The organism is Marinomonas sp. BSi20584 (assembly GCF_002792415.1).
Lineage (GTDB): Bacteria > Pseudomonadota > Gammaproteobacteria > Pseudomonadales > Marinomonadaceae > Marinomonas > Marinomonas polaris.
In genome coordinates, this window is sequence record NZ_KZ454882.1 from 115132 (window position 1) to 129762 (window position 14631).

The 14631-nt window shown below is 42.6% G+C and carries 9 protein-coding genes; 4 read left to right on the forward strand and 5 right to left on the reverse strand.

Annotation, left to right across the window (positions count from 1 at the left end; translation table 11 throughout):
- Positions 1-46: 46 nt before the first annotated feature.
- Together TY87_RS14100 and TY87_RS14105 are read right to left on the reverse strand one after the other, a co-directional pair.
- Positions 47-712, reverse strand: a complete 666-nt coding sequence (locus TY87_RS14100; protein WP_100187557.1) for a CoA transferase subunit B — start codon at positions 710-712, stop codon at positions 47-49.
- Between the two features lie 22 nt (positions 713-734).
- Positions 735-1439: a CoA transferase subunit A gene (locus TY87_RS14105; RefSeq protein ID WP_072838241.1), complete on the reverse strand. Its 705-nt coding sequence runs from the start codon at positions 1437-1439 to the stop codon at positions 735-737.
- A 192-nt stretch (positions 1440-1631) separates the two neighbouring features.
- Here TY87_RS14105 and TY87_RS14110 point away from each other — a divergent pair, with 192 nt between their 5' ends.
- On the forward strand, positions 1632-2534 hold the full coding sequence (locus TY87_RS14110; RefSeq protein WP_100187558.1) for a LysR family transcriptional regulator: 903 nt from the start codon (positions 1632-1634) through the stop codon (positions 2532-2534).
- 250 nt (positions 2535-2784) lie between these two features.
- Here the strand turns inward: TY87_RS14110 and TY87_RS14115 are convergent, their stop codons facing one another.
- Both TY87_RS14115 and TY87_RS14125 read right to left on the reverse strand, forming a co-directional pair.
- A complete protein-coding gene (locus TY87_RS14115) occupies positions 2785-5478 on the reverse strand; it encodes a glycoside hydrolase family 2 TIM barrel-domain containing protein (RefSeq protein WP_100187559.1) in 2694 nt (897 codons plus the stop codon).
- A gap of 905 nt (positions 5479-6383) precedes the next feature.
- Positions 6384-7289, reverse strand: coding sequence for a LysR family transcriptional regulator (locus TY87_RS14125; protein WP_100187560.1), 906 nt, complete (start codon positions 7287-7289; stop codon positions 6384-6386).
- 499 nt (positions 7290-7788) lie between these two features.
- Between TY87_RS14125 and TY87_RS14130 the strand changes: the two genes are divergently transcribed.
- From TY87_RS14130 to fdhA, 3 genes are all read left to right on the forward strand, one after another.
- Positions 7789-9084 carry a hypothetical protein gene (locus TY87_RS14130; RefSeq protein ID WP_100187561.1) on the forward strand — a complete coding sequence of 432 codons (1296 nt, stop codon included), beginning with the start codon at positions 7789-7791 and terminating at the stop codon, positions 9082-9084.
- 35 nt (positions 9085-9119) lie between these two features.
- Positions 9120-11384 carry a glycoside hydrolase family 3 protein gene (locus TY87_RS14135; RefSeq protein WP_100187562.1) on the forward strand — a complete coding sequence of 755 codons (2265 nt, stop codon included), beginning with the start codon at positions 9120-9122 and terminating at the stop codon, positions 11382-11384.
- A gap of 218 nt (positions 11385-11602) precedes the next feature.
- Positions 11603-12796: a formaldehyde dehydrogenase, glutathione-independent gene (gene fdhA, locus TY87_RS14140; RefSeq protein WP_100187563.1), complete on the forward strand. Its 1194-nt coding sequence runs from the start codon at positions 11603-11605 to the stop codon at positions 12794-12796.
- Between the two features lie 84 nt (positions 12797-12880).
- Here fdhA and TY87_RS14145 read toward each other — a convergent pair whose 3' ends face one another.
- A complete protein-coding gene (locus tag TY87_RS14145; RefSeq protein ID WP_100187564.1) occupies positions 12881-14617 on the reverse strand; it encodes a ShlB/FhaC/HecB family hemolysin secretion/activation protein in 1737 nt (578 codons plus the stop codon).
- Positions 14618-14631 lie beyond the last annotated feature (14 nt).

Consider the following 14631-nt stretch of genomic DNA (forward strand, 5'->3'; position numbering starts at 1 on the left):
AAAGCTCCTGTAGTTATTATTCGTTATTGATCTGATGATTTATCACTTATAGAGAGACAAACGTCATTTCAGGAACATGATCCGGCACGATGAGTTTGCCTTGAGTTTTTTCGATAATTTCTTCCACTGAAACACCCGGTGCTCTTTCTTTCAACACAAAAGCGCCATTTTCAATTTCCAGCCAAGCTAAATCTGTTAAAACTTTTTTGATACAACCTTTGCCAGTAAGAGGCAAAGAACAATTAGACAGCAGCTTTGATTCGCCATCTTTGGAAGCATGAGTCATGGTGACAATAATATTTTCTGCGCCAGCGACCAAATCCATCGCGCCGCCCATGCCTTTGATCAGTTTATTGGGAATCATCCACGAGGCAATATTGCCGTTCACATCCACTTCGAATGCACCCAACACGGTCAAATCTACATGACCACCACGAATCATGGCAAAGGATTCAGCAGAGGAAAAAATCGACGCGCCTTTCACTGTGGTCACAGTTTGTTTACCCGCGTTGATCATGTCCGCATCAATGGTTTCTTCGGTAGGAAACTCGCCCATACCAAGTAAACCATTTTCAGATTGCAGCATGACGGCCATATTTTTGGGGACATAATTGGCAACTAAGGTAGGAATACCGATACCAAGGTTGACGTAAAAACCGTCTTGTAATTCTTGGGCAACACGTTGCGCCATTTGCTCTCTAGTAAGTGACATAAGAAACCTCTTTTTTATTCTATTATTCTGCTGTCTTAACGGTTCTTTTTTCGATGCGTTTTTCAAATGTACCGAGTACGACTCGATCCACATAAATACCGGGCGTATGGATGTGAGCAGGGTCTAATTCGCCAATCTCGACGATTTCTTCTACTTCTACAACGGTAATTTTGCCAGCGGTTGCGGCCAAAGGATTGAAGTTCTGTGCGGTATGACGATAGATAACATTACCGTAACGGTCTGCTTTCCATCCTTTAACTATGGCGAAGTCACCGATTATGGCTTCTTCCAAAAGATATTCACGACCATTAAATTCTTTGGTTTCTTTGCCCTCTGCGACAGGTGTACCGACGCCAGTGGCGGTGTAAAAAGCTGGAATACCCGCGCCACCAGCGCGCATTTTTTCCGCCAGGGTACCTTGTGGAGTGAGTTCTACTTCTAGCTCACCATTCAATAATTGCTTTTCGAACAAGGCATTTTCGCCAACATAAGATGACACCATTTTGCGGACTTGCTTGTCTTCCAGCAAAATGCCCAAGCCAAAACCATCCACACCGCAGTTATTCGACACAACGGTTAAACCTTTTGTGCCTTTGCGCTTGATTTCAGCGATCAGGTTTTCTGGGATACCACACAGGCCAAAACCGCCCGCAAGCACCGTCATATCATCTTCTAGCCCGATCATGGCTTCTTCATAAGAAGCGACGACTTTGTCAAAACCGGCCATATAAATTCTCCTGTCTTATTATTTTTAGATAGCTTTTAACTTCCAACCAGTTTGACCCAAGGCGATAAATTAATTAAATTTGTTTTTTCTATTTATTAATAAGTTTTCCAAATATATATTTAACGACGAAAACTCAATAAAAAGACTTTTAGAGTAAGTATTGGCAAACACAGTAATTGTGCAAAGGTATCTATGAATATTAAACAAGTAAAAGCCTTCCTCGCTGTCGCTCAGTCAATGAGTTTTGCCAGCGCAGCCACACAGTTGCATTTGTCACAGCCGGCGTTGAGCCTGTCAATTAAAAGCCTAGAAGATAATTTAGGTGGGAAGTTACTGACTCGCACGACACGTCATATTGCATTGACACCGGAAGGCGAAGCTTTGATGCCAATCGCCAGACGGTTATTGGCACAATGGGAAAATGCTGAAGACGAGATGAAGCAACGTTTTGCGTTACAGCTTGGCAAAATCACCATTGCTTCCATGCCATCTTTTGCTGCTTCGTTGCTGCCAAAAGCCATTCGTAATTACCATGCCTCGTACCCGAATATTCAGGTAGCTATCGACGATGTGTTATCCGATGTGGTTGTAGAAATGGTACGTAACAACCAAGTAGAACTGGGGATTTCCTTCGAGCCAAGTAACCTTGTGGATTTGTCTTTCCATCCACTTTATGAAGACAGGTTTATCGCGATCTTGCCAAAAAATCACCCACTGGAAGGACAAGACACGATTTGTTGGCGGGCGCTTTTAGAATACGATTTCATCACCTTGCAACGCCCTTCTAGCGTTCGCGCCATGATAGAAAGCACACTCCATGAGGCAGGCATCGAACTCAATGTGGCGTTTGATGCTCACCAACTTGCTACGGTAGGACGCATGGTCAGCGAAGGCATGGGCGTCGCTGTTGTCCCAGCGTTATGCCGACAACAAGCCATAGAACAAGGCGCAATCTGCCGCCCCGTTATAGCACCCGAAATTCGCCGACGAGTTGGCGTGATCTGCCAACCCAGATCCAACCTATCCATCGCCGCAGCGGCCATGCTGGATGTGCTGATCGAGTCTTACCGGTCACTGGGTATGGGGAAAAGTTAAATACCAATATTCAATTTGTGCAAGGAAATCGAAATAAAGAAAAAATCAAAATAAACCAATCGTTTATTGAGGGCTTTTTGACATACCAGAAGCTATAGGACAAGATAACTTCACTATATCGCTCGAAAGACCAAGGCCGTAATTGAGTTGAAATTTGGCAGTAAGTAGATTCAAAGGATAGAAAATTAAAAGCCGAGACATTGTGAATACAATGTCTCGGCTTTTTGCATTTTATTTATCTGCATAACAATTAGATTGGCGTAACTTCAATGGCGGACACGAACGCATCACCTTGAACTGGTAGAAATTGAAGACTTAACTGGCCATCTACCACGTCAACTTCTGCAGTATGATACTCAGCGGTTGGGTTTGCGCCAGATTCTGCCTTTAACGCGTTCACTTCAACAATTTTGTGACCATTTGCTTCTACAACAAAGCGCGATGTTGCTGCATCCGAAGGAGCAACCGTCAGTAAGACCACTTTGTAGCGACCATTGCTCAATGGCAGTTCATAATGAAAGTTCCCTCGGCGATACGTGGTCGCCAAATCACGATCTACTGTCTGATTAATCTCTGGCTTCACTGGCGGACGCCCCCAGCCACCTAATTTGTCAAACGATGCGGCTTTACCACCATTAAAAAAGTTATCTGAGCCAAAAGCATGTTCTTTTGTTGATGCAGCAACTAATGCACCAGCATCAATAAAGTAGCTATTGCTCTGACTTTCATTCAACTGCCAATGCGTTTCATCCTGAACCAATGATTCTTTGCCAACACCTTTAGCTACGACAGTATTGTCGCCTGCTTTAAGACTGACATTTGACCACACACAAATATTTAATGAGCAGTTGGCTTTAACTCCCAAAGATGTGCCATTCAACCACAATTCGGTGCGATCAAGATTGGAATACACTTTAACGTCGGTAACCTGATAGTGACGCTGCGAATAACGGCTTGAGGTGACATGCACCATAGGCTTAGTCGTCCAATTCGCTTTATAAAAGTAGTACGCGTCTTTTTTTATCGCTCTATCGTAGGTAATCAGTCCTTTAGTGTTGATATCATGTGAATCGCCTTCTGTTCGCACCGTGGTAGCAAAATCAAATGCATTCCAGATCCAACTTGCAAACAGATATGGTTTACTCTCGATCACACGCCAATTCTCTTCATGCACATAAGACATGTATTCTTCAGGTTGGTTGTGTCCTCTAGAGTCGACCGGAGCGCCTAAGTAATTATCTGTATGTAAGGACACTGCGCCACCTGCGCCATACTCACTTACCGATATTGGTAAATTTGGATACTGCGCATGCAAGGCATCTAGGTGCGGCCCAAAATCATCCACGTCTCCATAATACCAGCCATAATAGCGATTAAGCCCAACCGTATCAGCCACTGGCGATGTTTTTGGAATATCGATATCTTTGACTTCCTCTCTAGCTTCACAGCAATTAGCAAGAGTTGAGGCTCTGCTAGGATCCAACTGTTTAACCATGTCTGCCAAGGACTTCAAAATAGGAATAGGGTCAGGAGTATTTCCACGAGTAGCTCCCAGAAACGCAGGAACGACCGCACCAAAATCCACCTCATTCGCCACACCCCACAAGGCGACAGATGGGTGGTTGAAATTTTGTTTGATCATTTCTTTTAACTGCAATTCTGCATTGACCAATAACCCGTCGTTTACCGCTTTATGATCTTTGCCATACGTCCAACTTGTCACTAAAGGAATTTCATCCCAAAGAATCAAACCATATTTATCGGCTAATTCATGTACAGGCTGGCCATGAGGGTAATGAGCAAGGCGAATGGTATTGGCGCCCATTTCAACTAGCAAATCCACATCCTGTTTGACATCCTCTGGACTCACGGCCCAACCAGGCCCCTCTTTATCTTGGTGATAAGCGACACCCTGTAAACGCAGTGGCTTACCATTGAGAATAAAACCTTTGTCTGGAGATATCACAATATTACGCAGGCCGTATTGCTGGCTCATCGAATCTAGGACCACATCATTTGATCCCACAATTCCTGTTCGCAGAGTATATAAGTAAGGATTCTCCTGTCCTTGCCATAAAATAGGGTTAGCGAGATCCAAGTTCTGTTTTAACGTCGCTAATGCTTTAGGTTCAATTGTTAACGCTTGCTCTGCCTGAGCCACCGTTTTCCCCTTGGCATCTACAAGTTGAGAAATAACTCGTATCTTTTTAGACTGCTCAGCGTCATTTTTTACACGACTATTCAGCGTCACTCGCGCCTTTTTCGGCTCACTTAAATCGGTGGTGGCATACACACCTGGTCCACCATAATCCAGCATGTCGAAATGCACTTGATCAGTTAAAACAAGTCGTACTGGACGATAAAGTCCGCCATGAACAAAGAAATCACCTGCAATGGGCAGAGTATCGGCTGTTGATGACTCTGCGGTGGGTTTTGTATTATCCGTTTTTACAACAAGCACATTGTTTTGATCCCAATACAGAGCCTGAGTCGCATCAAAACGAAAGCGGGTAAAGCCTCCTCGATGCTCACCAAGGTACACACCATTTAGCCACACTTCGGCTACTCGGCTCGCCGCATCAAATTCTAACCATGCTTGTTGTTTTGAATTCGTAGGGGAAACATTGAAATTTAACCGATACCAACCAATACCATATTGCTTGTTGATATTGTTTTTAGTGTTGATGTGAGACGTGGTGTCATTCTGGTAATAACCCACATTATTCCAAGTGTGTGGAACACTGACGGTTTGCCATACGCTATCATCAAAATCTTTTTGTAAAAACACATCTGTTTTGTCCCCTTCAGAAAAAAGAAATTTCCAGCCCGTATCCAATATTAATTGTTCACGAGGGGTTGAAGCTGAGGCGCTTATCGACAAATTTGAAAATGTAAACACTGCAACAGCTAAGACGGTTCGATTAATTATTTTTATAATTTCCATATCATTATCTCATTCGGCAATTAGGGTTCAATCGTTTATAAACCTGATAAGGCTTTAATCACCACTAATAGTATTTTCGAAACTTTCATTCCACTCTAAATGAATTTTTAGGAGTACATTAATAGTCATTATTATAAAGTTGTTTTATGGGGCAGGATTTTTGACGAAAGTAGCTTGGTATTTGATTCTGGTGAATACAAATAAAAGTAGATGGAAAATTTAGTGAACAGAGATGTTTTTTTCATTATTTTTTTCTCAACATTAATGGAGCAACATTGAGGAATATGTCATGAAATCATCTACTCGTTCCACATTCCCCATCCATCTTTCCATGCTAATGTATTTTTAATAGGGATACATATCGAATAAATTAATACCATGTATTACTAATATTAAATCATCAGAATCACCGTGCCATCCAAGGCGTGGGAAAAAGTGGAAATATTCTATCTGTTAAGTTTAAAAACCTGACAAGAGTGCCATCTGAGCAATTTGACTTGCCACCAGGAAAGCGAACTATCCCTAAAGACCAGACACCACGTGAACAAGTAGAACTGAGCATAGAAGATACTGAACACGTGCGAGAAAAGCAGGCGCTTAAAACCGCCGAGTACGGTAAGACAAAACACTATCGCAACAACAAACCTGACCGATATTTCAGACAATAGAACGCCATATCTAAAACGACATTCTTAGTGGAGATGAATTAATACAGAGCCCCAAAAGCGGATCCACTTAAGAATCAGATAAATGCATATTTCTAAGCCGCGCATTCGTGGCGAATGACTAGTGCACCCATAAAAAATCAATCAATGAGTACACTTCTAAGCCACCTATTCGTTAGATTATTCCCACCTCCTTTCAATAACAAAATCGGCATCATTCATCGGCTATAGCCAACCGATTTAAAGCCGAGTAACCGCTTCTTTAAATACTTGCCGTAACCAGATGATGCCAAGGTCGGCATTTTGATACTTATGCCACTGCATACTTTCCCGTAATAGAGGCAATTTAACAGGCGTTGCAAAGGATTTTAAAGCCATTCCCTGCAAAATAGATTTATCAATTAACCGCTTTTGCAACGTGGCAATTAGATTGGTTCCGACGACTAAGCTAGGGATACAAGAAAAGCTAAAAGTACGGACATCTATCCGGCGCGATACTCCCTTCATCTCATAAGCATGGGTTTCAAAAGATGGATTGGAATTAGGAGGTTGCATACAAATATGACCCGCCGACATAAAGGCGTCCATCGTCATTCCCTCTTTTGATAACTCACTTTGATCCCATACGACACAAACAAATTCATCGGTGATTAAGGGCTCGCTTAGATGATAATCCGAACAAAAAATTTCTGGCAGGATTAATAGATCAGCTTCTCCTCGATCTAGCTCATTCTTTGGGTCACTAACCTGAGGAAGAAAATTTAACTTCACGGTACAGCCTTGCTTTTGCGTCATCTCAATCACATAAGGAATAAGCGTATGCAGCATGTAATCTGACACACAAATGCGAAACTCTCGATCAGATGTGGTTGGATCAAACCCAGGTTTAAGCATGATGGATGCATCGATTTTCACCAAGATGTCGCGAATTGGCTCTTCCAATTGCTCTGCAAGAGGGCTTAATACCATTTTTCGACCCGTTTGGATCAATAGATCGTCATTAAAATAGCGACGTAAACGGGATAAAGAACTGCTCATTGCTGATTGGCTCAAATGTAGCTCTTCGGCAGCGATGCTCACATTCTGATTACGAATCAGGGCATCTAATGCCACTAATAAATTCAGATCAAGTTTTCGAAAATGCATTGTTTTTATTCTCTTTTTTCGCTTTGAACAGATTGGTAATGTAAGAAATACCACACACTTTTTCTTTAATCTGCCTTGTTATTATCACAATGGTCAAATCGATACCATAGATACGTAATAGAAATATTATTCATTTAAAGAATATTATTTTTTTCTCTACCATGATTTTTAACAAAGGTTACGACTTGCTTGGCAACCGTTTTTATGTACAGCCACGCAAGCTAATTTAGTCGCAAAAAAATAATAATATGGAGTCAATATGATGGACCTGCTTTTCCCTAAATTGCTAAAAACGCCTGCCGTTCAATGCAAATACACAAAAAAACTAATCAAAACCTTCAACCCACGTTAACGCTCACTGGGCGAACAAGTTTCTTTAGAAATCTACGCTCTTAAATCAGTGGGCATGAAGATCAGCTTGGCATTCTTTTACGCCAACGTTTTGAACACCTAGTTTCAAGAAATGCAAAAATATATAAAAATAAGAAGAGAGAAAAGCATGAAAAAAACCGCTATTGCACTATGTATGTTATCGCCTATCACTTACGTAAACGCCGGTGTTATCAATTTTTTAACAGAAAGTGATCATAAGTTTGGCCTTAAAAACTTCTATGATAACGTTCAAAGTGGCCGTAACGACAAAACGGGAAAGTCAGATATATTTAACTGGGTACAATCTGCTTCGTATGATTTTGATTCAGTGTATGTGGATGATCATTATGGTTTTAATCTAGGCTTACTTGCCGTTGAGCCGATTGATTACGGTGAGATTTTTTTTGCTAAAAGTATTGCTCAGGTGAAAGTGGACGACAATGGTCAACGAAGCGCTGAAGGCTTTAACAAAGTTACTGAAGCATTTCTAAAACAAAAGTTCACGACAGATGACAATATTAATGTCAATTTGTATGAAGGTCTTCGTGTGCTGAAGAACTTTGGTGCGCTATCACGGGAAGGCAGTGTTACTTCTAGCGCCTACTACGGTATTACAGCAGAGATAACAGCAGAAAAATGGGATATGAAAGCGGGCTATTTAACAGAGTACAGCTCACCTAATGACTCAGATACAGAGGAATTACTAACCAAAGATAATAAGCCAATAGATTTCATCTATACCGTTGCAGCCGGTTACAACAACGATGGTCAATCTTTCCAGTACTACATCGGTGAAGGTCAAGACTACTTAAGAAGCCAGTCTTTTGGTTACAGTAAGAAACTGGCAGCGAAAAAAGTCTCCGCCAAACTAGTTTATGTTGATGCGCTATCCAAATATAAAGCCCAGTCCGATCAAAATCGCTTCTTTGATGACGATGCTTATATTGCAGAAATTAAGACCGATTTCTTTTTATCTTCTGGTATTTTCTCCCTAGGTTACGCTTATGTATCGGCGAAAAGAGATAGCAGCTTAGGCCGATTTGAAAACAACCTTTCAAGCAATTCATATGGTGAAGATAGCAATCTCGCGAGTGGCTTGACTAAAGACTTCTATAACGATCAAGAGAACGTCCTATTACTCAGTTACTTCCATCGATACAGCCAGGAAGTAAGATTAGGACTAATCGCTCGCTATGGTTTCAACTTCGAATACGAAGGACAAAATTTATACGAATATGAATTGGGCGGTGCCATTTTCTATACGCCAACCGCAGTTCCTGGACTTGAACTAAGCCTTAAAGGTGGGCCAAACTCATCTTTCCGACGCGGCAGAAGCGACAATACACCTTACTTAGACAGTAATGGAAAAACGAGTAACTTTGATGGCACAACCGTCATGGCCAAAGTTAGCTATGATTTCTAATTTTCCTTTTGTACGGTTAAAGCGAGAAAATAATAATGACAAATCCAACCACTAAGTCCATGGGACGCTTATTGACTCTAAGCAGCGCGATTGCGCTGTTAGCAGGCTGCAGCACGAGTTCTCAAGGCAATTTAACCGAAAATGCTAATATCAAACAAACTAACTTAGTAAGCAAAATCAAACCTAAGTTATCTATTGATGGCTTAACATTTAAAGACCTAAATCAAAATGGCCACCTAGACCTATATGAAGATTGGCGTCTCCCGACACAACTTCGAGTCGATAACCTAATCAGCCAAATGACACTACAAGAAAAAGCGGGCTTAATGCTGATTGACACTCTGAACAGCGGCTGTGAAGGCTTGCCGCAAGACACTGCAGAACATTATATAAACAGCCAACAGATGCGCCGTTTTATTTTTCGCAACGTGGTCACTAACGATACTAGATGCGAACCTGATCGGGGTATTTTCGCAGGATCATCACTAACACCTGCAGAATCCGCTCAATATATGAACCGCATCCAAGAAATGGCGGAAAACAGCCGTTTAGGCATTCCAGTTTTACAAAAATCCAATGCGCGAAACCATTTCGACAAAGACCCAAAAGTGGGTATTAACGAAGCTGCTGGCGCGTTTACCCAATTTCCTAAAGAGCCAGGTTTAGCCGCAGCGGTTTTGGGCGAAGAAGCACTTCACCCAGGAGAAGGCATGGAGATAATTAAAACTTTTTCAGAGGTCATTGGCAGCGAATGGCGTTCTATTGGATTGCGCGGCATGTATGGTTATATGGCTGACCTTGGTACCGAACCTCGCTGGCACCGTTTCCATGAAACATTCACTGAAAATGCTGACCTTGATGCGAGCATCATGACTGGATTAGTAAAAGGCTTACAAGGTGGGCCGGTCAATCCAGATACCAATATTGCTTTAACACTTAAGCATTTCCCGGGCGGTGGCCCACAGGAAATGGGGCTAGATCCGCACTATTCCTTTGGTAAAAACCAAGTCTATCCAGCCGGGCAGTTTGAAGAACACCTTAAACCTTTCCAAGCGGCGATTGATGCTGGCGTCTCTTCTATCATGCCTTACTATGGCGTCCCGATTGACGTTGTCCATAATGGTGTGAAGTATGAGCAGCTAGGTTCATCATTCTCTAAGCAAATCGTTACCGACCTACTTCGTAATGAACTTGGCTTTAAAGGTTACGTGAATACCGATACTGGAATAGTGGATGCCAGAGCATGGGGGTTGGAAGATAAAACGGTTCCAGAGCGTGTTGCCCAGTCTATCCAAGCTGGAGCCGATACTATTTCAGGCTTCCATGATGTAAAAACAATTACAGATTTAGTAGATCAAAAATTGCTGACAGAAGATCGCATCAATGAGTCCGCAAAACGTCTATTAGCTCCTATGTTTGATTTAGGCTTATTTGAAAATCCTTATGTGAAAAGCGAAGTAGCTCAACTCACTATAGGCAATGAGAGCCACCAGACAAAGGCCATGGACATTATGCAGAAGTCCATTGTCTTACTACAAAATAAGACTCAAGCTGACAAAACTAAGGTGCTACCGCTTAAACAAGGCGCTCATTTATATGTCATGGGTATGGCGCCCAACGACGTCACACCATATGGCTATAAAGTCGTTAATGGCGAGCCAACAGACAGCAATGGCAAGGCTCTGCCAAGACCAAGTGCAAAAAATAGTGACTATGCCTTAATAAGAATCGAAGTTAAAAATGCCAGCCCATTATTACGTAGTTATCGTTCAAAAGATGGCACAACAGGCGATAACCCAAAATTAATCAATCCACTTACCCATAAAACTTGGGGGGCAGAAGATCCATGCAACATGTATCCAAAAGTTAATCGCTTGTGTGTAGATGATATGTTTGGACTAGGATTAATATTTGGCGGCCCAGTTCCATGGGAAGTAAACAATCTTTCCTTTACTAGCATGGCGGCTTCCGATTCGTGGAAAATTTCGCCATCGTTAGAAGAGATACAAGCCGTGATGGAAGAAATCGGTGCCGAAAACACCATTCTTAACATCTACTTCCGTAATCCTTATGTACTCGATGAGGCAAGTGGCTTGAAAAGCGCAGGCGCTATTTTGGCAGGCTTTGGGGTCAACAACAAAGCGCTTATGAACGTTATCTCTGGACGCTTTGCACCACAAGGCAAGCTACCATTTGCTTTACCAAACAACCTAACAGCTGTCATTGAAAACGAGTCAGATGCACCAGGCTACGCGAAAAAAGACACCTTGTTTGATTACAATTTTGGCTTAACTTATTAGCCTACTTAATAGATCGACTGAATTGTTCTACTCGTCGTTTTACAAAAATGGCGCTTTTATCATAAGCGCCATTTATACCTTACCGTAAAACGCTGTCTTACAATTTCACGTCGCTTTTGCATTACGTTTATGTCGTACAAAGACCTACTTTCTTTTTAATAGGTGACAAAATAACCAGTCGTGCACACAACAAAAACAACAGCAAAAAGGATGTCCATATGCATAATCACGCAAACCGAGGCGTTATTTATCAAGGTAATGGCACAGTCAAAGTTGAAGCCATCCCCTTTCCTGAACTCGCTATTGGCAAACGCCGTTGCGATCATGGCGTTATTCTCAAAGTCGTCACAACCAACATTTGTGGCAGCGACCAGCACATGGTGCGTGGTCGAACAACTGCTGAAAAAGGCTTAGTGCTTGGTCATGAAATCACTGGCGAAGTCATCGAATGTGGCCGCGATGTGGAATTCATCAAGGTTGGAGACTTAGTTTCCGTACCTTTTAACATTGCCTGCGGCCGTTGCCGTAACTGTAAAGAAGGCAAAACCGGTATTTGTCTAAATGTTAACCCTGCTCGCCCCGGTGCGGCTTATGGTTATGTAGACATGGGCGGTTGGGTTGGCGGACAAGCCGACTATGTTATGGTGCCTTACGCCGATTTCAATTTGCTTAAATTCCCTAATGCCGATCAAGCTCGCGAGAAAATCCAAAGCCTCACGCTACTTTCTGATATTTTCCCAACAGGTTTCCATGGTTGCGTCACCGCTGGCGTAGGTCCAGGTTCTACCGTTTATATCGCGGGCGCTGGCCCTGTTGGTCTAGCCGCAGCGGCATCCGCTCACCTACTTGGCGCAGCTTGTGTCATCGTCGGTGACATGGTGGAAGATCGTCTAAACCAAGCACGTTCTTTTGGTTGTGAGACAATAGACCTTAAACAAGAGGGTGATATTCAAGATAAGATCGAAGCCATTCTTGGGGATCGTGAAGTGGATGCTTTTGTTGATTGCGTAGGGTTTGAGGCTCATGCTTGTGGTTGTAATCATCATCAAGAATCCCCTGCTGTCGTATTGAACTCGGCCATGCAAATGACCCGCGCTGGTGGACAAATTGGTATTCCGGGTCTGTACGTAACTGAAGATCCAGGTGCCACTGACGATGCAGCCAAACAAGGCAGCTTAAGCATGCGTTTTGGTCTTGGCTGGGCGAAATCTCACTCCCTGCATACTGGACAATGTCCCGTGATGAAATATCATCGCGCCCTAATGCAAGCCATCTTGTTTGATAAAATCGACATCGCAAAAGCCGTGAATGTGCAGATGATCTCACTCGATCAAGCCCCACAAGGCTATGCGGATTTTGATGGCGGCGCGGCGAAGAAATTCGTTATCGACCCTCACAGAATGGTGAGTTAATCCTATCCTTACTTTTCTTGCGAAAAAAACTCGTCAACGTTATGTTGACGAGTTTTTTTATATGTAGACAAATAACGCGTTTTTTTACGGATTTGAACCATTTGTCAACGTAGAGCCATCAATAGGTGCTGGCTTACCACTACCAAAACGATAGGTTAAAGAACCTAAAATCCGTGGTGATGATGTATCATAGATATCCGACACAGACGCTCCACCTACTTTTTTCCATGCGGCAAAAATATCGGCACTCCAATTAGCATGCTCATATTTTAATCCAACGCCTGCCCCCGCTAAGTTTCGTGTTTCACTTAACAAAGAAGCGGTTGGTTTTGCATAGGTATTTATTCTACCTGCATCATAAAATACGTAAGGGGTGAAGTCGTTAACGTTATACCGCAGCTCTAACTGCGTATAGTACCCTTCATCACCACCGCCGTTCTCGCCTGCCTCTCCTGAAGGATAAGCACGCACTGCGTTCGTTCCACCCAAATACAAGTCTTCTGAAGAGTCCAAATTTTTGTTGGCTTGTTGAGCACTGCCTTTGACAAATAAACTAAACCCAGAAGGCAACGACTGAATACGCGCCACCTCTAATGTGGTTTTTACAAAATCGCCATCACTATTCACTGTGTCATCGTTATTAGAAAGATTACCCAAACCCACTGTGAAGACACCATAGGTAATACCACCACCCAAATACTGATCTCGTGTATCAAATGTAAGGGCTAGGGGGACGCTATTCACAAATTTTGTTAACTTGCTGTCCGCTGAGCGATAGAAGTCCATCAAGTCTTTACGCTCTATGTTAACTTTCGCGTTAACGTTCGTCAGTTGCGAACGAATCAACGGATAACTTAATCCTATACTATAAATATTTGAACTCCCAATGGCGTCCAACGATTCATACTCTCTCCCCAAGGTATATTCAGTCCGGCTAAAAGATACGTTGGCTCTTAAACCATTTGGCATGACAGGCAAGCTGTATCCCAAATGACCAAACAACATATTTTCATCGGTATACATCGCACGTGCATTAACTTCATCACCAAATGTGAACATGTGTGCTTTTTTGACACCCGCCTGCACTCGGTTGTAGCCTGTATAACGGCTGCCTTGATTATCAATCGTGACATCCCCGAACATTTGCTGTTCAGGGATTAAAAGCACATTAAGGTCTGCCGTTCCAGTTCTATCACCAGGACTAATTGAGGGTAAAGCTTTGTAGCCAGGAATATCATTCATGATAAGTGAAATACGCTCTAGCTTACTTGATTCAATCACGTCATTAGGTGCGATGGTTGATAAGTATGCTTGTGCTTTGGGCTGTATATCACGAGTGGCTGTGACTGTGGCCCGACCGTATTTGCCTTCCAACACTTCAATTCGCAACTCTCCATTTTTCATGCTCTGGGCTGGAATATAAGCTCTAGCAAATGGATAACCGCGATCTCGGTAAAAAAGGCTGATCTTATTTGCTAGATTGCGATAACCAGCCAAGTCATAAGACTTATCCAAAATATCACCTAAACTGGCCAATAGTTCCTCTTCTGTAAATACTGACAAACCTGTAATTTGCAGTTTGTTTAACACAGCTTGCGGACCTCCGGAAGCTGCTTCAGTTAATGCATTACCGTCAAATTGAATTCTAAAATCCGACGGCTCAGGCGCAACCAACCCTTGCTGAGTTTGCTGAATCACGGTTCCAGAGTTAGCAGGTGGTAAAGTCGCCGCATTAGATCCCAAAGAAACAGTTGTTAACAATGCTACAACGGATAAATTCAAAGGCGTTGCAGTGTTTTTAGTGAGTAATACTCTTTTCATAAAATCTAACCTTA